Genomic DNA, 22,681 nt, shown 5'->3' with positions numbered 1-22,681 from the left:
TTTTATGAGTTCAATGATCCATTTATACGCTGATCAACTTATGCGTTTATCTTTTTCTTTGGCCCGAAAGACTGAGTGATACGATCAAGAATCACAGCCAGAATTACGACTGCAATTCCCCCCTCAAAACCTAAACCTATCTTCAATTGTGTAATTCCTTTAAGCACCACTTCGCCTAATCCACCAGCTGCAATCATAGCAGAAATCACTACCATAGAAAGCGCCATCATAATGGTTTGATTTACTCCCGCGAGTATCGTAGGCAATGCCAATGGCAATTCTACTTTAAAAAGCAGCTGACGTGGTGTTGCACCGAAAGAGCGAGTAGCTTCCACAATATCCTTTGGTACCTGGCTGATTCCAAGTGTTGTTAAACGTACCGCCGGAGGCATTGCAAAGATCACAGTAGCAAATGCCCCCGGAACCTTTCCGAGTCCAAAGAAAAGTACTGCCGGGATCAGATATACAAAGGCTGGCATCGTCTGCATCAAATCCAATACCGGTCTGATCAACTTTCCGGCTATAGGTGTCTTTGCCGCCCATATCCCCAGGGGAACTCCCATTAGTAAAGCAATAAAAGCAGCTGATAAAATCAATGCCAATGTCGCCATGGTTTGCCCCCAATAACCCATCCCCCAAATTAATGTTAGCCCAAACACGCTAAACAGCATCAATCCCCAACCTGTTCTTTTCCAGGCCAGAAAAGCAATTAATGCAATCACAACATAGAATGGAGGAAACATCAGTATCCACTCCACAGAATTCACGATAGATTCTACTGTAATTTTGATGACATGGAATAAAACACCAAAATGAAGTGTAAGCCAGTTAATAAATTGTTCTATATAAGTTCCTATATGTATCATACTATATTATTTCTTTTTGAAGGTTATCAATTGTATTTCCTGTAATGTTTTCCCAGCTAGCTCCCGTTGTTTCAATCAGTAAAGAGGTTTGGGCAACAATACCAATCAGCCTATTTGTCTGTATATCCACAATCGGAACTGCTCTTCCATTCTCTGCAATGAAAGGGAGCATCTGCTCTACCGTAGTCTCAGGATAGGCCACCGGAATATCCTTAATGATGGCATTTTCAATGGTATGTTCACCTTTGGCTTTCAATTCCAGAATATCTTTCAGGTAAACAAACCCCAGGAAATGTTTATCTACAGAAACTGCCGGTAAAGAGGTCAGTCCGGAAGAACGCATCTTGCGCAGGCTTCCTTCTACTCCATCTTTTCTCAAAATCGCCACAGTTGGTTTTTCAAACATCAGACTTGCTGCTGTAATGATCGACTTACGATCTACTTTCTCCACAAATGAGGATACATAATCCGTTGCCGGATTGGTCAGTATATCCTCAGGGGTACCAATTTGTATCACTTCCCCATCTTTCATAATCGCAATACGATCTCCCAGGCGAATGGCCTCATCAAGATCATGTGTAATGAAAACAATAGTGCGGTGCATTTTTTCCTGCAATTCGATCAACTCGTCCTGCATTTGTGTACGGATTAACGGATCCAGTGCCGAGAAAGCCTCATCCATCAACAAAATCTCCGGATTATTGGCTAAAGCTCTGGCCAGTCCCACACGCTGTTGCATCCCTCCCGAAAGCTCACCTGTATGTTGATTCTCATAACCATTCAGACTTACCAGATCGATCACTGTTTTTGCCTTTTCTTCCCGTTCCTTTTGCGGGATATCCTGTAATTCCAGTCCGAAAGCAACATTTTCAATAACTGTACGGTGAGGTAACAGCCCAAAATTCTGGAAAACCATAGCCATTTCTTTACGGCGGACTTCCTGTAGCTCTTTATCTCCCAGACTGGTGATATTTCGCTGGTTTAAGATTACATTCCCCGATGTCGGCTCAATTAAGCGGTTCAGGCAACGTAATAAACTGGACTTACCACTTCCCGATAACCCCATGATCACAAAAAACTCTCCTTGTTCAATATCAAAACTGGCATTCTTTACCGCTACAGTACAGCCTGTTTCTTTAAGAATCTCCGCTTTGGTTTTTCCTTGCTTCAGTAATGAAAGGGCCTCTTCTTTTTCCTTTCCGAATATGAGTGTGAGGTCTTCTATCTTAAGTTTAGACATGTCTTTATATGTTATATGTTAAAAATAATAGCCGATATTGATGTTAAACCGGCTGTGCCATTTTGAACCCGAATCGCCCGACGACAACCCATTTTGCCATTCCGGGCCCAACCAGGGTTGATTCCTACCTGATGCCCAATCTATATAGGTCACAAGATTACCCGCAGTGACCATCCCCCCAAGTACATTCATCTGAGAATCGGCAAATCCGCTCTGCGGTTTATTCATGTAAGAATAGTTTTCGTAAAATGTAACCGCAGTTACCGGTCCGAGTTTTACAGGTAGGCTATATGCAAATGAAGCTGTGTGTAAATAGGCCTTAGTAGCCACTTCATATGCTGAGCCATAAGCAGCAAGGCTTAGCACATCCCTATACTGTGCGGAATCCGCCGAATGATACTGATAATACATCGACTGAAGTTTTAGGTTCAGCTTCCCGAAACTAAGGTCCGTATGTATCGCCGCAGCCCATCTGGAACCCATTTGCCCTGTAGGTATATTGTATACTCCGCCAAGCATTCCGGAGATACCAATTCGTTTATTGTCCGACAGCAGGTATTCCATTTTCAGGTTTCCCTGATTTATTTCTTTATTTCTACCGGCTACATCGTTGGAATACCTGGAAGGATCAATTTCCGTTTGATCACCGAAATCCAGCTCCATCGCATTTTTGAAGAAAGCAAGATCATAAGACCAGCGTTTGCTGTGTTGGTGAAACCTGATTCCCATAGAAGCTTTATCTTCAAAGCCTAGGTAATAAGGCAGGTTAAAAAACCAATTGTGAGAGTTATAAGTAGTATTACCAAAAGGATTCTGAACCAGTCCGATCGCAAGATTGGTACTGTCATTGAAATGATAGGTTAAATAACCATCCTTTAAAAAGCTTCCTCCTGAGGATTTGGCATAAAACCGATATTCAGCATGGAAATCCAGTTTTTTATACGAGGCGTCTGCGTTAATCCGGAACATATCGAGTCCGAAATCTCCCCCTCTTTTTATTTGTTCTTTCTTCCAGGAAGAAAGGTTATAATTGAACCGCAATGCACCTCCAATCTTGAGTTGGGGCTTATCTGACCACATGGCCGCCGACCTGATGCCGGGTATTGTTCTTATTGAGTCCTGGGCTAAAGCTGCAGTGAACGGGACAGCTATAAATAGCACTAAACAGCCTATAAGCTGTGTGAATTTTACCATAATAAAGTTTAATACAAGCCCGCTTTATTGCTGCTTGTAAAAAAATGCTTTAAACAAAACATTAATAATGAATTCCAGGGAGTAATTCCCTTAGGCATTTAAACAGATATTGTGCTGTTTCTTATTAAGAAAATAACGCGCAGACGACGTAACAACAGCGAAGGTTTAAATTAAAAACACCGCAAAGGTAAGAAAAAATAAGCATTAAATCAAGTTTACCTCAAAAATCGCGCTTTAGGCAGTCCCGTCTTAATGGATAAAATGCTACTTTTGTAATGCTTAAACATCAAATGTAATCACATGAATTTAGAGCACCTGGCCAAGCAACTGGCCTTTATCCACGAAATTGATAAACTCAAATACATTCAGCGAAAAACCCGCCTATTTAACAGTCAGCGAAACGAAAATGACGCAGAACACAGCTGGCACCTCGCCATGATGGCCATGGTTCTGGCTGAACATGCCAATGAAAAAGTAGACATTCAAAAAGTAGTCAAAATGCTGTTGATTCATGACATTGTAGAAATTGATTCGGGTGATATTTTTTTGTACGATACAATAGCAAATCACGCTAATACTAAAGAAGAAAGAAAAGCTGCAGAAAGAATTTTCGGCATATTGCCTGTTCAACAGAAAGAAGAATTTATTGCCATATGGGAAGAGTTTGAAGAAGGTCAAACACCAGAAGCCAAATTTGCAAAATCACTGGACAGGTTAGAACCGGTTTTACAAAATGTTTCCAACGAAGGAGGAACCTGGGTTGAGTTTGATGTAAAATATGATACAGTGATCAAGAAAACAAATGGGATGCAACATGGCTCGCAAACGCTTTGGGAACATACACAAATGCTTTTCGAAGAAAGTATTGAAAAAGGGATATTAAAGAGGGATTAAACTCCCTCTTTTTTACTTTTATAGCTTATTGGATTGAAATTTAAATAATCCGTAAGGAGTATCAAGATAAGTCCTTCCTTTCAGGATACCGAATTTAAGCATATCCACTTCCTCCAGCTTAAATTTAAGTTCCCCGTTTATCTGATAGTAATACATGTATTCAGGAGTAACCATCCTGCTATTTTCCCATCTGAGCAAAACTGGTTCATCAAACTGATTCAGCTGTTGCTCCTTTTTGGCGAAATCATTCTTTATTAATTCTGCCTGCCTCACTACGAGCTGATTACCCCGGATTTCAAAGACATCACACCTTTCCTCATTGACCAATACAAAATCACAAGGCTCCAAATGATACTTTTCTAAAAATTCTTTTTCATAAGCTTCATTCAATGCCCGGTTTAGAACATCATTACCAGGATTTTTCAGTTCAAATTCGGCATGCTTATTATTTAGGCTATCATTAATAACCACCGTTTCAAAATAAGTCATTCTTTTATAATCCGGATAAAAATATTTCATATCGTTACAGTACAGATTTCCTTCTTGATCCAGATAAAGTGGTTTCTTAAAATTATAAACCTTCTGAAACACGATAGCCCCCTCCTCATCTGTTATTTTTAACGGTAAACCACTATGATCAGGAAGTACTAATATCCGGTCATCTTTTAAAAAACTAATGTTGCTCACCGCTTTATAATCCAAGACCTTAGTGAACGCCTCCTTTTTAAGAAGCAATTCTGAAAGAAGCGGTAAATCCGGATGTGTATCTTTCTTTGGAAAAGGATTGCATGCTGCAAGGAAGAGCATTATAAAAAGTAAACGATATATAATTGGAGCGTTAATCATTTTTAAATATAAGAAATGATCTATTTTCATTTAAAGATATCTATCAGAACTTTGCTCTTCATCCAATTCCTACATCTGATATATTCACTGAAATGTATTAATTTTGACTGAAGCAGTAAGTAAAATCTTAAATCAACAACGCATGCAAGAGACAAATTCATTAAACCAGGTCGCAGAATTTCATAAAACATTTAAACATCCGATCAAAGATGTACCTGGCATACCAGCTAAAGAAAGGTGTAACCTAAGGGTTTCTCTTCTCGCTGAAGAGTTAAATGAACTGAAACAAGCTGTCGAGGAAAATAACCTTGTTGAAATCGCAGATGCGCTATGTGACCTGCAATATGTATTAGCAGGAGCCATCCTGGAATTTGGACTGGCAGATAAATTTAAAGCACTTTTTGATGAGGTTCACCGCTCAAATATGAGCAAGGCCTGTAAATCTGAAGAAGAGGCTAATGAAACAATCCAGCACTACAGAACCAATCATCAATGTAATGCCTACCATAAAGAAGAAGATTCTTTATTCCTGGTTTACAGATCTAACGACGACAAGACCTTAAAGTCTGTTAATTATTCTCCAGCTGATCTTAAAAGCATCATTTATTAAGTAATCAGAATAATCATTTGATCCATACCAATTTACTCTGGCATCGGATAAATATCAATGCAACAATGTAAAAGACCAACAGATTTATAAATCTGTTGGTCTGAATTCGCTTAAAATACGGGTCAGTGTATTTTTTTAACATTTGAACCCGTATTCTATACGGTTCATCGTTTTTTTCAAGGCGGTTGCATGCCGTTTAGATATTTTCGTCTCATGAAACATCTAAACGGCATAAAAATAATATTCATTTCTCTCTTAGTCTTCCTCTGTTCTTTCCCTCTTATTTTATTTGCTCAACAACGCATTACAGTAAGCGGTACCATAAAAGATCGGACAACAGGAGAAACACTGATCGGGGCAACGGTTAAGCTGCAAAGTGCCTCTCAAAATACTGGCCTGGCTACAAATGCCTATGGTTTTTATTCCATCACTACTGCTCCAGGAGAATATAATCTGATTGTTAGTTACAGTGGTTATCAAAGTTCCATCCAAAAAATCACGCTCCATAAATCATTAACGATCAACATAGAACTTGCTCCGGCTTCCACTCTACAGGAAGTGCAGATTAGTGCAACAGATCTAAAGGACGAAAACGTAAAAAGTCCTCAGATGGGCCTAAATAAAATCAACATGAAGGATCTGGACAACCTACCTGTATTATTGGGTGAAAAAGACGTGTTAAAAGCCATACAGTTTCTGCCGGGAGTAAAATCCGGAGGGGAAGGCAATACAGGATTTTTTGTCCGGGGTGGCGCTGCAGATCAAAACCTGATCTTACTGGATGAAGCAACAGTTTACAACTCAGCTCATTTATTAGGCTTTTTCTCCACTTTTAATGCCGACGCGATAAAAGATGTTAGCCTGTATAAAGGAGGCATGCCGGCACAATATGGTGGCCGTCTATCTTCCGTGCTCGATGTTAAAATGCAGGATGGTAACGACAAAAAGTTTGGTATTGAAGGAGGCCTTGGCCTCATTGCTTCACGCATCAAAGCAGAAGGACCTTTAGTCAAAAATAAAAGTTCCTTTATGATCAGCGCCAGAAGAACCTATATTGATCTCCTGCTCAAAGCTTTTGGCGACTCCGCCTTAAAAAAGAATACGCTTAATTTTTATGACATCAACGCCAAACTGAACTATAAATTTGACGACAAAAACACGCTGTTTCTTTCGGGTTATTTTGGTCAGGACAATATTGGGATTAAGGACCTATTTGCCAATGATTGGGGCAACACCACGGCAACCATGCGTTTCAATCACATCTTTAGCAACAGATTGTTTTCAAACACTTCCTTAATTTACAATCGTTATAGCTACGCAATTGAACTGATTGATGAAAAAAGCAACGCTAAAGTGAAATCGCTCATCCGGGATTTAAACTTTAAACAGGATTTTCAGTATTTTAGCAATAACCACATTCTCAGGTTCGGTCTGCAAGGCATCCACCATCAAATCACCCCCTCCGACATTACAGCTACAAGCAATTCAAGTATTAATCCACTCTCTATAGAAAAACGTTATGGCTTGGAGTTCGGCGCTTATTTATCGGACGAGTGGAAACTGAACGAGAAATGGAACCTCCTGTTCGGCCTGCGCTTAAGTCAGTTTTCTCTGCTCGGCCCCGGAAAGATCAACACTTATAACACCAATGCCGAGGTTATTTCATCCAAGACCTATAAAAGTGGTGACTTTATCAAAAATTACCTAAACCTGGAACCTCGTTTTTCAGCAAGCTATGCGCTCAATGATAAAAATTCAATCAAAGCTTCCTATAACCGTAATACTCAAAACATCCACATCCTTAGTAATTCAGGAACAAGCTCTCCAACCGACCAGTATGTGATGAGCAGCAATAACATCAGGCCCGAGATTGGAGATCAGATCGCTCTAGGATACTTTAAAAACACCGAAAACAATGGTTATGAGTTTTCTGCGGAAGTTTATTACAAATGGTTACAAAACCAGATCGATTATAAAGATGGTGCAGATTTGACTGCCAATGCAGAAGTAGAATCCCTTCTGTTATATGGAAAGGGCCGGGCTTATGGCGTAGAGTTTTATGGAAGGAAAACCAAAGGCAGACTAACCGGCTGGATCAGTTATACCCTTTCGAAAACAGAACGTCAGTTTGAAGGTATTAATCAGGGCACTTATTTCCCTGCCAGACAGGACCGCACACATGACTTATCATTAGTGGCAATGTATAACCTGAGTAACCGCTGGTCCGTTTCCGCCAATTACATCTTTAACACCGGAAATTCGGTAACCTATCCTGCAGGCAAATATAATATAGGCGGGCTGACGACTTATTATTATACCGACAGAAATGCAAATCGGATGCCTAATACATCACGTCTGGACATTGGAGCCACCCTAAAGGCAAAAGAAACCCGCAGGTTCCAGAGCAGCTGGACATTTAGCATTTACAATGTACTCAACACTAAAAATCCTTACGCCATCAGATTCAGAGATAAAGAAAATGATCCAACCCGCACAGAAGCCGTACAAACCAGCTTGTTCGGCATCATCCCTTCTATAACCTATAACTTCAAATTTTAATGATCATGTTAAAACAAATTAAATATATAACGATACTTCTCGCCGGATTCATAGTACTAAGCGCCTGTGAAAAGGTAATTGATGTGAAGCTGGACAATGCAGATGGTCAGCTGGTGATAGAGGGAACTATTACAGATCAGCTGGGTCAACAGGTAATTAAAATCAGTAAATCAGTTCCTTATACAGAAAACAACACCTATCCGCCGGTTACCGGTGCTATAGTCACTGTCACAGATAACAATGCTCACTCCTGGAGCTTTTCCGAAACTGCCCCTGGTACTTATACCCTTCCCTCATTAAAGGGAGAACCCGGACGCATTTATACGCTCAAGGCAACAGTAAATGATGTCGTTTATACTGCAGCTTCTACCATGCCGGCCGCAGTAGGGATTGATTTCCTGGATGTAAAAGTCTTTAATTTTGGAGATGATGATCAGAAACAGGCACAGGTACACTATAAAGATCCTGCTGGTATTGCAAACCAATACCGTTTTGTAATGAAAGTAAATGGGATTCAATCCAAACAGGTGTATGCAGAGAATGACCGCCTGACTGATGGGAATGATGTTCCCAGTGTATTATTTTTCACCGGCAATAATGACGATCAGGATCAGTTAAAAACAGGAGATGTGGTAGATATAGAAATGCAATGTATAGATAAAAATATATTCCTTTATTGGTATACCCTGAGCCAGCAATCACAAAATGGCCCTTCTGGTGGAGCCACTCCTGGAAATCCGCCTTCAAATATTAATAACAAAGCCTTAGGTTACTTTAGCGCACATACAGTAAATAAAAAACAGATGACCGTTAAGTAAGTGTTCTCAAATTATTTGGAAACCGAATGGTTACGCTTATATTTATAACCATTCGGTTTCATATAAACTAAAAATTGAGAAGAGATGTTTTTCAGGCAATAGCCGACCCTACAAGAAGAGAGATTATTAGCTTAATTTCTCAGCAATCATTAAACCTGAATGCAGTAGCGGACCATTTTGACATGAGCCGGCCTGCGGTTTCCAAGCATATAAAAATATTAATGGAATGCGGACTTTTAGTCATCAGACAGGATGGCCGAGAACGCTATTGCGAACCACAGCTCAAAAAAATTAAGGAGGTAGCTCTATGGGCAGAAAAGTACCAAGCATTCTGGTCGCAAAAACTGGATGCCTTGGAAGCCTTTCTTGGTCAGGAAAACAAGTCTAATTCATAGAATTTAAAATCAACAACAACATGAAAACAGAACCACTTGTACTTGAAAGAATTCTGAATGCACCGGTTGCGAGTGTATGGGATGCATTAACCAATAATGCAAAAATGAAAAAATGGTATTTTGATATAGAAGATTTTAAGCCCGAAATAGGCTTTGAATTCCAGTTTTATGGCTCAAAGGACGATAAGAGGTATCTCCATCTCTGCAAAATCACAGAACTCCTCCCTGAAAAGAAACTGACTTATACCTGGAAATACGAAAACTTTCCTGGTGAATCTGCCCTGACCTTCGAATTGTTTGAAGAAGCTGGAAAAACCAGATTAAAACTAACTCATACAGGTTTAGAAACATTTGCCACTGACAATCCTGATTTTGCTCCTTCCTCTTTTTATGCAGGATGGACTTTTATCATTGGCACTTCGCTAAAAAACTACCTGGAAGAAAATTAACGGAAAGAAGGCGGCTATTCCTGGAACAGGTGGATTAAGATGCTGTAAACAGACATCTTAATGACCACCTTATTGTTCCTTCATCCCCCCGGATTAGTTTCTTTTAACAAGCTGCTTATCTGAGCTTTCCTGCAAAAATAAAAAAGGATTGGTAAAATAAAACAGCTAGTTCACAATTTTCGTGATTTCTCTCAATTCAATCATGAAATGGCTGGAATGTATAAATTAAAAAATTAACTTGCGGGTTCAAATCCAAAGAAATTTATGGCTTCTTCCCGAAAGGCTGCGTTAAGCTTCATTTTCATCACTATGTTATTGGATGTCATCGGCATAGGTCTGATTATCCCTGTATTCCCTCAATTGATAGAACAATTAATTCATGGCAATATCAGTCAGGCTTCTCAATGGAGTGGCTTTCTTATGTTTGCTTACGCGATCATGCAGTTTCTTTGTGCTCCCATCATTGGAAATCTGAGTGATCAGTATGGAAGAAGACCCGTTTTATTGCTATCTCTCTTCGGCTTTGGCATTGATTATATTTTTCTTGCTTTAGCTCCTAACATCTGGTGGTTATTTATCGGAAGAGTCATTGCCGGGATTTTTGGAGCGAGTATGACTACTGCTACGGCCTATATTGCAGATATCAGTACCAAAGAAAACAGGGCTCAGAATTTTGGTATGATCGGTGCTGCTTTTGGTTTGGGTTTTGTCATTGGCCCGGCCTTGGGTGGCTTATTAGGCCAGCTGGGCCCCAGGGTTCCTTTTGTTGCCGCAGCTATTCTAACGCTGATCAACGTATTATATGGTTATTTTGTGCTACCGGAGTCTTTATCTAAGGAACACAGGCGCCCTTTTGAATGGTCAAGAGCCAATCCTATGGGTTCATTAATGTGTCTGAGAAAATACAAGAGCGTAGGTGGATTAATTGTCGCCTTGATTTTTATCTATATTGCCGGACATGCCCTGCAAAGTACCTGGACTTTTATCAATATCGAACGTTTTAACTGGAATACCTTCCTGGTAGGCATCTCCCTGGCCACGGCCGGGATATTAGTCGCACTTGTACAGGGTGGATTAATCCGCTACACCAGTCCACGATTAGGTAATGAAAAAAGCATTTATATCGGTCTCGGCCTTTCGGCTTTTGGAATGGTACTATTTGCTTTCGCTAACCAAAGCTGGATGATGTTTGCTTTCCTTGTTCCTTATTGTTTAGGTGGAATAGCGGGACCAGCTTTACAAGCCACCATATCGGGCAATGTACCCCAGAACGAACAGGGAGAGTTACAAGGGGCATTGACTAGTCTGATGAGTGCTACCACAATTGTAGGCCCACTCTTAATGACCAATCTGTTTGCCTGGTTTACCAGACCAAATGCTCCCGTTAAATTCTCCGGTGCTCCATTTCTGGCTGCCGCAGTTTTAATGTTGATCAGTGTATGGATCTGTACAAGAACGATGAAAAAAGAATCCTTTATTAACAGAACAAAATAACGCAGGTATTTTTCCCTCATGACAAGGGCTGCTAAAAAACATGCTATAAACTTCTAATAAAAACAAAACGACTGTCGGTGAAGACAGTCGTTTTGTTTTCCTAAAGGAATTGCACTTATTTAAAGCTTCCTTCGGTATTTAACAATTTAAAATAAGCATCTAAATTACTACCCAATGATTCTTCAAATGCGGCTTTCAGATCCTCTGGCTGAGGATGTTTATTCTTCCATAAGCTAAAATAATGCTGAAAAGCCTTATCCATTTTTTCTCTTCCCACTTCATTTTCCAGGAGATGTAACCAAAGAGCGGTTTTCACATAAGAAATGAGACCATATTCATCTGAGCTGGAAAATTTATCAGCGGGTGTTTCTATGGCAGATTTCATTGGAATATTGTTCAGCATCACCTGATAAATTTTTGAGGAGAACTCTTGCTCCGGTAACTGCTTAACCTCTGCAGGAATATGGTCCCCAAACAAGGAATTAGATCTATATTTTTCAGCTTCATAGCGGAACTGAAAATAACTGTTCAAACCTTCATCCAGCCAGGTATGCTTTCTTTCATTACTTCCCAACATGCTCATAAACCAGTTATGTCCAACTTCGTGTGCAATTACCGCATCAAGTGTTTCTTTTTTAGCATCTGGACTGGTAATTAAAGTGATGGTCGGATACTCCATCCCACCACTCGAATTATTCGCGGGGCCTTCCACCACCTGAACAACCGGGTACTCATATTCACCAACCCATTTGCTATAATGCTGCACTGCATCTTTTGTATAATCAATACTATTATTCCATAGCGTTTCTTTCTTATTATGGTAATAGGTGAAAGCGTCAACAATTTTTCCTGAAGCCAGCTTTACGGTATCATACTGAATAACAAAGTTTTTGGCGGCAAACCAGGCAAAATCCGGGACATTACTGATTTCATACGTTAATTTTTTTGTCGCATTTTTAGTTTTTGTCTGATAGAGTACCGGAGTTCCGACTCTGTTGGCCGCATTTTTAGCTCCTATTGTTTTATAGGCAGCAAGCTCCTCCTCATTCTGCAAAACACCAGTTGCGCCAACTACATAATCAGAAGGCAGGGTGATGTTCACTTTAAACGAAGCATATTCACTATAGAATTCTCCCATATCCAGATAAGGAAACTCATGCCATCCGTCCTTATCGAATACCGCCGGCTTGGGATACCACTGGCAAATCATAAATTCTCCATCGGCGAAACCAGATCTGGAAAAATAAGAAGGAAGTTTCACGTTAAAATCCGTCGAGATATTCACCGACTCTCCTGGCTTCAGTGGGGATGTCAGCTTCACCTTAATGACGTCAATATACTGTGGATTGGGATGTGCTTCAGTAAGAGCGGTTTTTCCGTTTACCTTAAAATTTAAACCATCAATACTGCCGTAGCTATATTTTTCCATTTTCTTTACCCGGCTGGTGTCATTTCTCAATTGCTGAAACAAGGCAGTAGACTCTTGCTTATAAGCATTTGGCCAGATATGAAACCAAATAAATTCAAGTGTACTTGGAGAATTATTTTTATAAACAATCTGTTCTGAACCTTTAAGGGTCTTTGTCTGATCATTGAGCGCTACGTCAATCTTATAACTGACCTCTTGTTGCCAATATTTTTCTTGTGCGAAACCGATGCTGCTGAAGCATACGAAGAGGATTACCAAGTACTTTTTCATTAATTATCTATTTATATTGTATTATTTTTTCTGAAAGGTAATAATTTTACCCCTCAAGTCTCTCTGCATTAAAGCATCATTTTTCTTAAGACAAAGATCGGGCCCTGATCTCCGGCGCCAATTGATTCCACCCCCTCAGCACAGGAATCACTAAATATTAACACATTTTAACATTTGCAGTCTCCTTGTCAGAAAATTTTTAACTTAAATTTGATATACATTAATCCCTACAAACAGGATGTTTCATAGAAAAAGCCAGATTCATTTAGTAAATTAACATATCATGAACAGGAGCATACACATTAGCAGAACAAATCCGGAACATTTAGATTTCAGGAGATTAATCACCCTTTTGGATGAGGACTTAAGTGCCAACAATGGAGAAGACCATGCTTTTTTTACACAATTCAACAAAACCGATACGATAAAACATGCCATTGTAGCATACATAGACGGAAATGCTGTAGGTTGTGGCGCGATAAAAGAATATGGACCAGAAATCATGGAAATTAAAAGGATGTTTGTTCATCCTGAATTCCGCAGACAGGGAATTGCGAAAAAGATCCTTGAGCAGCTGGAGAGCTGGGCAAATGAACTGAAATACGAAACCTGTATTCTGGAGACGGGAAATAAACAAAAAGAAGCAGTAACACTCTACCAAAAAGTAGGTTATGAAGTGATCCCTAACTATGGTCAATATGAAAATGTAGAGAGTAGCATTTGTATGCAAAAAAAACTAAAAGACCTCTCCTCAACCATATAAATGCTAAGGAAAGGCCGTTAAGAATTTTTAGGCTTCGGTATTAATCGATTGCCATAGCATATCTTTCAATTCTGTTAAGCCCTTTTGAGCCACAGAAGAAATAAAGATAGCTGGAATATTTTGAGGGAGCTCTTTCTTCATTTCCTCAACCAACTCCTCGTCCAGCATATCCGATTTTGTAATAGCCAGCAAATGAGGTTTTTGCATGAGCTCCGGATTGTAATCTTTAAGCTCTGCTTTTAGAATAGCATATTCTTCTGAAATTGTTCTATGGGTATCCGCAGGTACCATAAACAACAAAACAGAATTTCTTTCAATATGACGTAGAAAGCGATATCCCAGGCCTTTACCTTTTGAAGCACCTTCAATAATTCCCGGAATATCAGCCATTACAAATGATTTACCGCCACGGTAAGATACAATCCCCAGGTTAGGAACAAGGGTGGTAAATGGATAATCTGCAATTTCTGGTTTTGCTGCTGAAAGCACAGAAAGTAGCGTTGATTTACCTGCATTTGGAAAACCAACCAAGCCAACGTCAGCAAGGACTTTCAATTCCAATACCATCCATTCTTCTTTCCCTGCTTCTCCTGGCTGAGCAAAACGGGGCGTTTGAAGTGTTGGCGTTTTAAAGTGCCAGTTTCCTAATCCACCACGGCCACCTGCCGTCAGGATTTTTGTTTCTCCATCTTCCGTAATTTCAAAAAGTACCTCACCTGTTTCCGCATCTTTAGCAATAGTTCCCAGAGGTACATCCAAAATTTCATCTTTACCAAATTTACCAGAAGAAGTACCACTTGAGCCTGGCTGACCATCCTGTGCGATGATATGCTTACGGTATTTCAAATGGAGTAAAGTCCAGAATTGCGAGTTTCCTTTCAGGATGATGTGCCCACCGCGTCCACCATCACCTCCATCCGGGCCACCCGTAGAAGTGCGTATATCACGATGCAAGTGTGCAGAACCTGCCCCTCCCTTGCCGGAGCGACAGCATATTTTAACATAATCTACAAAATTTGAACCTTGCGACATAACCTTCTTTTTTTAAAATAAAAAAGCCGACTTAAAAGCCGGGCTTTTGTAATCCTGATCGGATCAGGACCTAATCTATTATTAAAACTAATATTTATCTACTACTGCACATAATTCTGCAAAGATATCATCGATCTTACCGATCCCATTCACTTTGCTTAATTTGTTTTGTGCTTCGTAATATGGCAAAACATGAATTGTCTTACTAAAATACTCGTCTATTCGTTTTTGCAATTTATCGGCCTGATCATCCACACGTCCAGTCTCCAACTGACGTTGCGCAATACGTTTGGTTAATTCTTCCTGATCAACATCCAATGCAATGACACCTGCAATCGAGCTGCCTTTGCTCTCCAAAAATTCATCCAAAGCAGCTGCCTGAGGAACAGTACGTGGAAATCCATCAAAAATAAAGCCTTTGGCCCCTGGATTTTTATCCACTTCTTCTTCCAGCATAGCGATGGTAATTTCATCAGGAACTAGTTGTCCATCCGCAATTAACTCACTTACTCTCTGGCCTAATGGTGATTGATTTTTAATGTGAGCCCTAAAAAGGTCACCTGTTGAAATGTGAATCAATTGATACTGATCGATCAATTTCTGAGATTGAGTGCCTTTGCCTGCACCCGGTGGGCCAAAGAGAACAAAATTTAGCATTTGGGTTGTCTTTAAAATTAGAAAGCCTTCTACCTTGGCTTAAGGCTTTAGTTCATGTTTAGTCTAATTAATCAAATGATTTCTTCTTAAATTTCTACCCGATAAATCAACCAGATTACCACCTAAGATTTAAAACCATAAAATCTCTGCAGTCTTCAAAACCAGCCTTTTGTTTTGTTGACTATTTTCTAGAGGATTTGAGTTTAAAACAACCTTCTTTTAGAAGACTAACGGAGGACTGTTTTAGTTCCAATTACCTGTAATAAAGTTCAAAACAGGTAAAATCCTTTTGAGGTTGCAAATATATAATTATTAATTTAGTATACTTAATTTTTGACAAAAAACTACGACCTGCAAGAGAGCACCGCCTTAGAGAATCTCAAATAAAGCACTCATTATCAATCACATCAACTTAATCAAATCGATATCCCTCCACAGATAATTTATTCAGACAGCATGGTGTAATTATAACACTATGTGAATTCTGAAAAACTATCGCTCTCGAATTGCGCGTCAGGTAACTAAAAATCAGCAAATAAACAGAAAACATCCTCCTTTCTTACACTACCTGGACTAACGGATTTGCAATCTAAAAATCATAGCTGAATAAATATCATTTTTTTATTTAGAAATATTCTAAATAAACTATATTTGTACTGCTATTTGGTTAGAAAACAAAGTCCTGTTTACCTGTGCATAATGAAGCACAGGTAAGTCAGGCACAAATGATTATATTATGGAGGTCTTAATTAACCTCTCATTTCATGATTTATAAAGAATTCCTACCGGCACCCTCACTCCAGAATAAGATTGAATGTTACTGGCAATTCATTATTCCGCCATCCTCAACAAACAACCTTCAACCCATTCATCATGTCGTTATTCCTCATGGCTGTCCGGAACTTGTTTTCATCAAAAATTCAACTTTTAAACAAAATTTCATCGTAATTAAAGGTTCATCCACCTCGAAATTCAACATCGATATTTATCCAGACACCTTTTATGCTGGTATCAGGATTAAACCGGGGCAGATGAAATGGCTTTCCAGCATCTCTGAAGCTGATCTTTTGAACCAACACCAGCTCTGCCCGGAAAGTAGCTGGCAACCCTGGCAACAGCAGATTCTCGAATCTATCTCTTCAGACATCAATATCGAGGACCTTTTTAACAAATCCTTGTTAAACGAAAAAACCGGATATGAATACCAACCTGACTTAAGAATCAACAGAACGGTAGATCGCATCATTTCAGACCATGGAAAAACTGAACCGGCCACCCTCGCGGACCTGGCGTTTCTAAGTCTGAGGCAATTACAAAGAATCTTCAAAAAAGAAACTGGAATGAGCCTCAAACAATTTTCTCAAATCAGAAAATTAAGACATGCAATTCTTCAACTTTACTTCAAACAGCAAAATCAGCAGGAAATGATCATCGATCATAATTATGCAGACCTTTCTCATTTTTATAAATCTTTCCGAAACATTGCACAGTATAAGCTGGATGACTTTTTTAAATACATAGACCGGATCGATCATCAGCAAATGGTATAATGTCGTTTTTTTACACTGAATTCTTTTTTTCATTTTTTTACCTTCATTAAAAAAAACGATATGATCAGAACGTTGCTAATCGGCATTATTACTATTTGTACATTTTCAGTCTTCGGACAGTCGCCTGCTGCCCTTCAACAGGAAAAGATGAAAGGATTGCAATTTTTCAAAGGCTCCTGGAAAGGTGAAGGATGGATGATCATGCAGGATGGAAAAAAACATTATTTCGACCAGACCGAGACCGTACAGTCTAAATTTAATGGGGGAATATTAATGATTGAAGGCTTTGGAACGGATAAAGAAAGTAAGAAGCCAATTCATGATGCCCTGGCCTACCTGACCTACGACGTATTAAAGCAACAATACAGGTTTACAGCAATGACAGGCATGGGCTATATGACCGATACCGAACCTCAGGTAAAAGATAATATAGGTTATACCTGGAGTATGGATAACCCCAGATATATGGTAAAATTCACCTTGACCTTAGATCAGGGAGATTGGTTTGAAATTGGGGAAATATCCACGGACAAAGGCGTTTCCTGGATTAAAAATTTTGAGATGAGACTCAAAAAAATCAATTAAAGTCCCTGATTTAAAACCCTTACCTGCCTGGCGCGCGCAGAGACCATAACAATAATTAAAGCCAGGCTCTTCAAATGAAAAGGGCACAAGAGAATGGTTCCACAAACAGCCATACGATAGTCGCGATGATTGAATATATCCATACTCACATTCAACAACCGGAATTTTTAAAACTGAGTACATTATCCATCTATTTCAACTTCTCAACAAATCACTTAAGCAATCTGTTTAAACGTCAAATAAATGTTCCTGTCAAGCAATACATTGATGACTATAAATTTAAAGTCATCCAAAATCAGTTGAATTCCGGCAGCATAGCCAAGAAAGAAATTCCTTAAAAAATATAGCCAGTCAGCAGGCAGGACCCCAGGAAAAAATCAAAACGGAGCAGTTTATATTGCCCGTCTGAACAATTTATAATTTCACCAAAATTTCACCCATAAGGTTAATTAAAAAAGGCAGGCCAACAGGCCTGCCTTTTCTTGCTTCCCTTAGCTATAAAAACGGACTAAATCAGCCCTTCCTTTACACATAAACTGATCAGTTCTGAACTGGTTTTAACCCCAGATTTCCGAATGATGTTTTTACGGTGTGATTGTACAGTATGAAGTGAAATAAATAGCGATTCTGCAATCTCTTCACTTTTATATCCAAGGGCGATCAACTTAATGATCTCCATTTCCCTTTTGCTGAAATGCAGGTTCAGGGAATTACTTTCAGATTCTTTATTCACATTAACAGGCCAGACGCTTTCTGTTCCTTTTAGTCCCATCAAAGAAGGCGTAAAGTCATTCACCCCAGTAAGGTGATTGATATTCGTATGAATATGAAGCACCTGTGAGATACGGCCAGTTTCTTCGTCAGAAAGAAAAACGGACTCGTTATGGAATAGTTCATATTTGCCGCCAACAACCTTGAACCTAAAACAATACGTGGTTTTGTAATAGCTTTTAAGATTATCCTTACCTACCTGATTTAACATAAATCTAAGGCTTGCGGATTCTGTCTGGGTTACATAATTGATATCTTCAGGATGGATACAGCTTAGGATACTGTCTACCGTGGCAGATTCAGGGTCAAGTCCTAAAATATCAGCAATACTTGGATCTATATATCTGATCTGTTGGCCGTAGAAATCAACTAAGTAGTAATAAAACTGCCCTGGACTAAGAAATGAGGGCAAAAACTGATCTAAAACAACTTTAGGTAAAGCCATATCTGAACGTGTATAGAAGTCGCTACACCTGTCCCAGGGAGCATTCATGACGTTATTATTAAATTCCATAAATTCCATAAGGTTAATTAAACGATTAAAAAATAAAAAACGATTCATCATCATGTTCCTGATGAATTTGAGAACGTCTTTAGTTTTTCTTCATCTTTTCTAAAAAATATAAAGTAAGCTGAACTTACCAGATACAATTCTTCATTAACAAATTGGCATTAAAGAGCTGGTAACCAAAATAATGGTTTGTTACGCCGGAGACTCGCGGGATAACTGAGATAAGAAATGATTTTGACATGGTGAAATAGGGGTTAGATTAAAAAAACTATAAATTGATTAGATTCATATTTGGCATACACAATTAACATTTCTGACCTGATTGATCAATATTCAAACGACAAAGTACAACCTTATGGTCTACACAGACCAATAGAAATTTTTTCCCTAAAGAGACAAGTAAAACGATAAGAAAAAAAAGGGATCAAATAGAATATTGCTACTCCAAAAAGAAGCAAAACATATTTGATTACGTATAAATAATGGATCAGCATCGGAAATTAAACAAATTAGGAATAAAAATTAATCTTTAAGAAATTAAAGATAAAATGACCTTTTTTATAAAAATAAAGGAGTCTTAATTTTAACTTCTTAAGACTAATTAACAACAAAAACTAATCCAATTAAGCCGAACAAACATCCCTATAATTGGGGATTTTGTCAAAAAAAGCTTAGATAAATCGTTTTTACAAAACCAGAAGGGTATTTCTTTGTTTCGATTATTCAAATTCAAAAGATCTGGCACTATTAAAATTAAGTTCAGAACAAAATCGGAAACTTTATTTCAAAAAAACTGTTACTTTTATGGACAAAATCGGGTACAACTCCACATTTTTGTCCATAAAATCAGAACATTAGGAAATTTCAGAAAATCAGGCTTATTTTTTCATTGAAAATATTTAACCTATAAAGAAAATTAAAGTGCGATTATATTAATCCGTCATCACCGGCTCCTTATGCTTAATCATTTTCAAAAGATAGGCTCCGTAGCCACTTTTAATCAGCGGCGTCGCAATTGCCGAGAGCTGCTCAGCATCAATAAAGTTCATGCGATAGGCTACTTCTTCGATACATCCGATTTTAAGTCCCTGACGTTCCTCAATCACCTGCACAAACTGACCTGCCTGCATCAACGAAGCAAAAGTACCAGTATCTAACCAGGCCGTTCCCCTACTCAATACCCCTACTTTAAGCTTGCCCTGCTCCAGATAAACCTTATTCACGTCAGTGATTTCATATTCTCCCCTTGGAGAAGGTTTGATATTCTTTGCAATTTCAACCACACTATTGTCATAGAAATAAAGTCCCGGAACAGCATAATCAGACTTTGGCAGCAAAGGTTTCTCTTCAATAGAGATGGCCTGATTATTTTCATCAAATTCAACAACTCCATAACGTTCAGGATCAGATACCGGATAAGCAAAGACCACACCCCCATCAGGGTCAGAACTACCCTGAAGGAGTTTGGCCATCCCATCGCCATAAAAAATATTATCGCCAAGTACGAGTGCCACCTTATCAGTCCCGATAAAATCTGCACCGATTACAAATGCCTGTGCAAGACCATTTGGCTCTTCCTGTACCGCATAAGAGAATTTACAGCCTAGTTTACTTCCATCTCCAAGTAATTTCTCGAAATTTGGCAGATCATGAGGAGTAGAAATGATCAGAATTTCATGAATACCTGCCAGCATTAAGGTAGATAAGGGATAATAAATCATCGGTTTATCATAAACAGGCATCATTTGTTTACTCATCACCAGGGTCAAAGGATGTAAACGGGTACCGCTACCTCCTGCTAGTATAATTCCTTTCATTTATTGTTTTTTTAAAGCGTTAATACACGTAATCAGACTATCTCTCCAATAGGGGATTTCCAGATCAAATGTTTGTTTAATTTTTGTTTTGTCCATTACGGAAAATGCGGGGCGGGCTGCTTTTGTCGGATAAGCAGATCCAGGAATCGGATGAAGTTTCACCTCAGTTCCGCTAAGGTCAAAAATAGCCTTCGCAAAGTCATACCAGGAAGTTACCCCCTCATTACTGTAATGATAGGTTCCATATGTTTTATTACCGGATTCAACGATATCCAATATTGCTGAGGCCAGATCAACCCCATAAGTTGGGGTACCCACCTGATCTGTAATGACACTCAGCTCATCGCGTTCAAACCCGAGCTTAAGCATAGTCTTCACAAAATTATTTGCGAATTCTGAATATAACCAGCTGGTACGAATGATATAATGTTCTTTTAAAATGCTGACAATCTCCTGTTCTCCGGCCAGCTTGGTTTTACCATATACATTTATAGGCTCTGCCAGGTCTTCTTCATTTAAAAGTTTGGGCACATTGCCCTCAAAAACAAAATCAGTAGAAATATGAATGAGTGTAGCGTTAAACTGCTCACAGCATCTGGCCAGGTTGGCAGCACCATCTTTGTTGATTTTTTCACTAAGCCCAACTTCATCTTCTGCTTTATCAACTGCCGTATAGGCCGCACAATTGATAACAAATTCGGGAGACTCCTGCTGGAATAGTTTTTCCAGAATCTCCGGATCCAGGATATTTCCTTCTACTTCATCAAGAAAAAGGATAGCAGACCATCCTCTCTGAATACAGACTTTACTGATACACTGACCTAGCTGACCAAGGCCTCCAAAAACAAGTATATTTTGTTTATTGTTCATGATATTCATATTGTTGCTTATAGTAATCCTGATAATGTCCGGAGGTGACATTTTCCAGCCACTCCTGATTTTCAAGATACCAATCTACTGTTTTTCTCAGACCTTCCTCAAATTGTAAAGAAGGAACCCAGCCCAGGTTGTCCTGAAGCTTAGCTGAGTCAATCGCATAACGCAGATCATGTCCTGCCCTATCAGTAACATAAGTAATCAGCGCTGCTGATTCTCCGTCTTTTCTGCCTAGCTTCTCATCCATAATACCGCACAACAATTGAATGAGGTCAATATTTTTCCACTCATTATGCCCGCCTATATTATAAGTATCCCCCGCATTGGCTTTATGAAAAATAGTATCAATAGCACGGGCATGATCTTCAACCCAAAGCCAGTCACGGACATTCTCTCCTTTACCATACACAGGAACAGGCTTATTATTTTTGATATTATTGATCGCCAGCGGAATCAGCTTCTCCGGAAAATGATGGGATCCATAATTATTGGAGCAATTGGAAATCACAACATTCAAACCATAGGTATCATGATAAGCACGAACAAAGTGATCAGAACTTGCTTTTGATGCAGAGTAAGGGCTATGAGGATCATAGGCAGTATGCTCAGTAAACATACCCGTTTCCCCTAGTGCTCCATAAACCTCATCTGTACTTACATGATAAAAGCGATGATCCTGATAATTCCCTTTCCAGCATTCTTTTGCTGCATTCAATAAGCTCACTGTTCCGATCACATTGGTCATCACAAATTCCATTGGATTACTGATAGACCGGTCTACATGAGATTCCGCAGCGAGGTGGATCACTGCATCAGGATTTTCCACCTGAAAAAGTTCATTAATAAACCCCGTATCGGTAATATCACCTTTGATAAACCTATAGTTAGGATACTGCTCAATATCAGTAAGATTGAGCAGATTACCGGCATAAGTTAACTTATCCAGGTTGATAATCTCATAGTCCGGATAACTTTTAACAAACAATCTGACTACATGCGAGCCAATAAAACCAGCACCACCGGTAATTAATATCTTCTTCATAATTATATATGTT

The 22,681-nt window shown here is 39.1% G+C and carries 22 protein-coding genes; 11 read left to right on the top strand and 11 right to left on the bottom strand.

Annotated elements, in window-relative coordinates:
- Positions 1-38 precede the first annotated feature (38 nt).
- The 3 genes from BFS30_RS09940 to BFS30_RS09930 are packed head-to-tail and all read right to left on the bottom strand — an operon-like array spanning position 39 to position 3,300.
- Positions 39-866 carry an ABC transporter permease gene (locus BFS30_RS09940; protein ID WP_069379152.1) on the bottom strand — a complete coding sequence of 276 codons (828 nt, stop codon included), beginning with the start codon at positions 864-866 and terminating at the stop codon, positions 39-41.
- Between the two features lies 1 nt (position 867).
- Positions 868-2,106: a quaternary amine ABC transporter ATP-binding protein gene (locus BFS30_RS09935; RefSeq protein WP_069379151.1), complete on the bottom strand. Its 1,239-nt coding sequence runs from the start codon at positions 2,104-2,106 to the stop codon at positions 868-870.
- Positions 2,107-2,124: 18 nt separating this feature from the next.
- Positions 2,125-3,300: a hypothetical protein gene (locus BFS30_RS09930; RefSeq protein ID WP_083252009.1), complete on the bottom strand. Its 1,176-nt coding sequence runs from the start codon at positions 3,298-3,300 to the stop codon at positions 2,125-2,127.
- Positions 3,301-3,600: 300 nt separating this feature from the next.
- Between BFS30_RS09930 and BFS30_RS09925 the strand changes: the two genes are divergently transcribed.
- Positions 3,601-4,194, top strand: coding sequence for an HD domain-containing protein (locus BFS30_RS09925; protein ID WP_069379150.1), 594 nt, complete (start codon positions 3,601-3,603; stop codon positions 4,192-4,194).
- 18 nt (positions 4,195-4,212) lie between these two features.
- Here the strand turns inward: BFS30_RS09925 and BFS30_RS09920 are convergent, their stop codons facing one another.
- A complete protein-coding gene (locus BFS30_RS09920; RefSeq protein WP_157262898.1) occupies positions 4,213-5,040 on the bottom strand; it encodes a hypothetical protein in 828 nt (275 codons plus the stop codon).
- A gap of 142 nt (positions 5,041-5,182) precedes the next feature.
- On the opposite strand from BFS30_RS09920, the gene BFS30_RS09915 reads away from it, so the two are divergent.
- The 6 genes from BFS30_RS09915 (at position 5,183) to BFS30_RS09890 (ending at position 11,365) form a co-directional block, all read left to right on the top strand.
- Entirely contained in the window at positions 5,183-5,650 is a 468-nt protein-coding gene (locus BFS30_RS09915; protein WP_069379148.1) for a nucleoside triphosphate pyrophosphohydrolase family protein, read from the top strand.
- A gap of 213 nt (positions 5,651-5,863) precedes the next feature.
- A complete protein-coding gene (locus BFS30_RS09910; protein ID WP_167353137.1) occupies positions 5,864-8,209 on the top strand; it encodes a TonB-dependent receptor in 2,346 nt (781 codons plus the stop codon).
- 5 nt (positions 8,210-8,214) lie between these two features.
- Positions 8,215-9,027 carry a DUF4249 domain-containing protein gene (locus tag BFS30_RS09905; RefSeq protein WP_069382370.1) on the top strand — a complete coding sequence of 271 codons (813 nt, stop codon included), beginning with the start codon at positions 8,215-8,217 and terminating at the stop codon, positions 9,025-9,027.
- 74 nt (positions 9,028-9,101) lie between these two features.
- A complete protein-coding gene (locus BFS30_RS09900; RefSeq protein WP_069379146.1) occupies positions 9,102-9,422 on the top strand; it encodes an ArsR/SmtB family transcription factor in 321 nt (106 codons plus the stop codon).
- 20 nt (positions 9,423-9,442) lie between these two features.
- Positions 9,443-9,871: an SRPBCC family protein gene (locus tag BFS30_RS09895; RefSeq protein ID WP_069379145.1), complete on the top strand. Its 429-nt coding sequence runs from the start codon at positions 9,443-9,445 to the stop codon at positions 9,869-9,871.
- A gap of 264 nt (positions 9,872-10,135) precedes the next feature.
- Positions 10,136-11,365: a TCR/Tet family MFS transporter gene (locus BFS30_RS09890; RefSeq protein WP_069379144.1), complete on the top strand. Its 1,230-nt coding sequence runs from the start codon at positions 10,136-10,138 to the stop codon at positions 11,363-11,365.
- A 115-nt stretch (positions 11,366-11,480) separates the two neighbouring features.
- Here BFS30_RS09890 and BFS30_RS09885 read toward each other — a convergent pair whose 3' ends face one another.
- Complete coding sequence (locus BFS30_RS09885) at positions 11,481-13,064, bottom strand: M1 family metallopeptidase (RefSeq protein WP_069379143.1); 1,584 nt, start codon at positions 13,062-13,064, stop codon at positions 11,481-11,483.
- A gap of 283 nt (positions 13,065-13,347) precedes the next feature.
- Between BFS30_RS09885 and BFS30_RS09880 the strand changes: the two genes are divergently transcribed.
- Positions 13,348-13,827 carry a GNAT family N-acetyltransferase gene (locus tag BFS30_RS09880; protein WP_069379142.1) on the top strand — a complete coding sequence of 160 codons (480 nt, stop codon included), beginning with the start codon at positions 13,348-13,350 and terminating at the stop codon, positions 13,825-13,827.
- Positions 13,828-13,854: 27 nt separating this feature from the next.
- Here the strand turns inward: BFS30_RS09880 and obgE are convergent, their stop codons facing one another.
- Positions 13,855-14,859, bottom strand: coding sequence for a GTPase ObgE (gene obgE, locus BFS30_RS09875; protein WP_069379141.1), 1,005 nt, complete (start codon positions 14,857-14,859; stop codon positions 13,855-13,857).
- Positions 14,860-14,946: 87 nt separating this feature from the next.
- A complete protein-coding gene (locus BFS30_RS09870; RefSeq protein ID WP_069379140.1) occupies positions 14,947-15,516 on the bottom strand; it encodes an adenylate kinase in 570 nt (189 codons plus the stop codon).
- Positions 15,517-16,280: 764 nt separating this feature from the next.
- Here BFS30_RS09870 and BFS30_RS09865 point away from each other — a divergent pair.
- The 3 genes from BFS30_RS09865 to BFS30_RS09855 all read left to right on the top strand — a co-directional run bounded on the left by BFS30_RS09865 (position 16,281) and on the right by BFS30_RS09855 (position 17,989).
- A complete protein-coding gene (locus BFS30_RS09865; protein WP_069379139.1) occupies positions 16,281-17,066 on the top strand; it encodes a helix-turn-helix domain-containing protein in 786 nt (261 codons plus the stop codon).
- 60 nt (positions 17,067-17,126) lie between these two features.
- On the top strand, positions 17,127-17,651 hold the full coding sequence (locus tag BFS30_RS09860) for a hypothetical protein (RefSeq protein WP_069379138.1): 525 nt from the start codon (positions 17,127-17,129) through the stop codon (positions 17,649-17,651).
- Between the two features lie 74 nt (positions 17,652-17,725).
- Positions 17,726-17,989 (top strand): hypothetical protein, encoded by a 264-nt coding sequence (locus BFS30_RS09855; RefSeq protein WP_069379137.1) that lies wholly within the window; start codon positions 17,726-17,728, stop codon positions 17,987-17,989.
- Between the two features lie 170 nt (positions 17,990-18,159).
- On the opposite strand, the gene BFS30_RS09850 is transcribed toward BFS30_RS09855, so the two are convergent.
- The 4 genes from BFS30_RS09850 to rfbB form a co-directional block, all read right to left on the bottom strand.
- Positions 18,160-18,936, bottom strand: coding sequence for a LuxR C-terminal-related transcriptional regulator (locus BFS30_RS09850; RefSeq protein ID WP_167353136.1), 777 nt, complete (start codon positions 18,934-18,936; stop codon positions 18,160-18,162).
- 929 nt (positions 18,937-19,865) lie between these two features.
- Entirely contained in the window at positions 19,866-20,750 is an 885-nt protein-coding gene (gene rfbA / locus BFS30_RS09845; protein ID WP_069379135.1) for a glucose-1-phosphate thymidylyltransferase RfbA, read from the bottom strand.
- The gene (gene rfbD / locus BFS30_RS09840) at positions 20,751-21,620 is read right to left on the bottom strand and encodes a dTDP-4-dehydrorhamnose reductase (protein ID WP_069382369.1); all 870 of its coding nucleotides are present in this window, start codon (positions 21,618-21,620) and stop codon (positions 20,751-20,753) included. It lies immediately after the preceding gene.
- The gene (gene rfbB, locus BFS30_RS09835; protein WP_069379134.1) at positions 21,610-22,668 is read right to left on the bottom strand and encodes a dTDP-glucose 4,6-dehydratase; all 1,059 of its coding nucleotides are present in this window, start codon (positions 22,666-22,668) and stop codon (positions 21,610-21,612) included. The genes rfbD and rfbB overlap by 11 nt, the downstream gene beginning before the upstream one ends.
- Positions 22,669-22,681 lie beyond the last annotated feature (13 nt).

The sequence above is a fragment of the Pedobacter steynii genome, assembly GCF_001721645.1.
In the GTDB taxonomy this organism is placed as follows: Bacteria; Bacteroidota; Bacteroidia; order Sphingobacteriales; family Sphingobacteriaceae; genus Pedobacter; species Pedobacter steynii_A.
This window is presented reverse-complemented; position numbering and strand designations above follow the sequence as displayed.

Coding starts and splice junctions, on each gene's coding strand:
- BFS30_RS09940 (WP_069379152.1), bottom strand. CDS start 866: ATGATACATATAGGAACTTATATAGAACAATTTATTAACTGGCTTACA.
- BFS30_RS09935 (WP_069379151.1), bottom strand. CDS start 2,106: ATGTCTAAACTTAAGATAGAAGACCTCACACTCATATTCGGAAAGGAA.
- BFS30_RS09930 (WP_083252009.1), bottom strand. CDS start 3,300: ATGGTAAAATTCACACAGCTTATAGGCTGTTTAGTGCTATTTATAGCT.
- BFS30_RS09925 (WP_069379150.1), top strand. CDS start 3,601: ATGAATTTAGAGCACCTGGCCAAGCAACTGGCCTTTATCCACGAAATT.
- BFS30_RS09920 (WP_157262898.1), bottom strand. CDS start 5,040: ATGATTAACGCTCCAATTATATATCGTTTACTTTTTATAATGCTCTTC.
- BFS30_RS09915 (WP_069379148.1), top strand. CDS start 5,183: ATGCAAGAGACAAATTCATTAAACCAGGTCGCAGAATTTCATAAAACA.
- BFS30_RS09910 (WP_167353137.1), top strand. CDS start 5,864: ATGAAACATCTAAACGGCATAAAAATAATATTCATTTCTCTCTTAGTC.
- BFS30_RS09905 (WP_069382370.1), top strand. CDS start 8,215: ATGTTAAAACAAATTAAATATATAACGATACTTCTCGCCGGATTCATA.
- BFS30_RS09895 (WP_069379145.1), top strand. CDS start 9,443: ATGAAAACAGAACCACTTGTACTTGAAAGAATTCTGAATGCACCGGTT.
- BFS30_RS09890 (WP_069379144.1), top strand. CDS start 10,136: ATGGCTTCTTCCCGAAAGGCTGCGTTAAGCTTCATTTTCATCACTATG.
- BFS30_RS09885 (WP_069379143.1), bottom strand. CDS start 13,064: ATGAAAAAGTACTTGGTAATCCTCTTCGTATGCTTCAGCAGCATCGGT.
- BFS30_RS09880 (WP_069379142.1), top strand. CDS start 13,348: ATGAACAGGAGCATACACATTAGCAGAACAAATCCGGAACATTTAGAT.
- obgE (WP_069379141.1), bottom strand. CDS start 14,859: ATGTCGCAAGGTTCAAATTTTGTAGATTATGTTAAAATATGCTGTCGC.
- BFS30_RS09870 (WP_069379140.1), bottom strand. CDS start 15,516: ATGCTAAATTTTGTTCTCTTTGGCCCACCGGGTGCAGGCAAAGGCACT.
- BFS30_RS09865 (WP_069379139.1), top strand. CDS start 16,281: ATGATTTATAAAGAATTCCTACCGGCACCCTCACTCCAGAATAAGATT.
- BFS30_RS09860 (WP_069379138.1), top strand. CDS start 17,127: ATGATCAGAACGTTGCTAATCGGCATTATTACTATTTGTACATTTTCA.
- BFS30_RS09855 (WP_069379137.1), top strand. CDS start 17,726: ATGAAAAGGGCACAAGAGAATGGTTCCACAAACAGCCATACGATAGTC.
- BFS30_RS09850 (WP_167353136.1), bottom strand. CDS start 18,936: ATGGAATTTAATAATAACGTCATGAATGCTCCCTGGGACAGGTGTAGC.
- rfbA (WP_069379135.1), bottom strand. CDS start 20,750: ATGAAAGGAATTATACTAGCAGGAGGTAGCGGTACCCGTTTACATCCT.
- rfbD (WP_069382369.1), bottom strand. CDS start 21,620: ATGAACAATAAACAAAATATACTTGTTTTTGGAGGCCTTGGTCAGCTA.
- rfbB (WP_069379134.1), bottom strand. CDS start 22,668: ATGAAGAAGATATTAATTACCGGTGGTGCTGGTTTTATTGGCTCGCAT.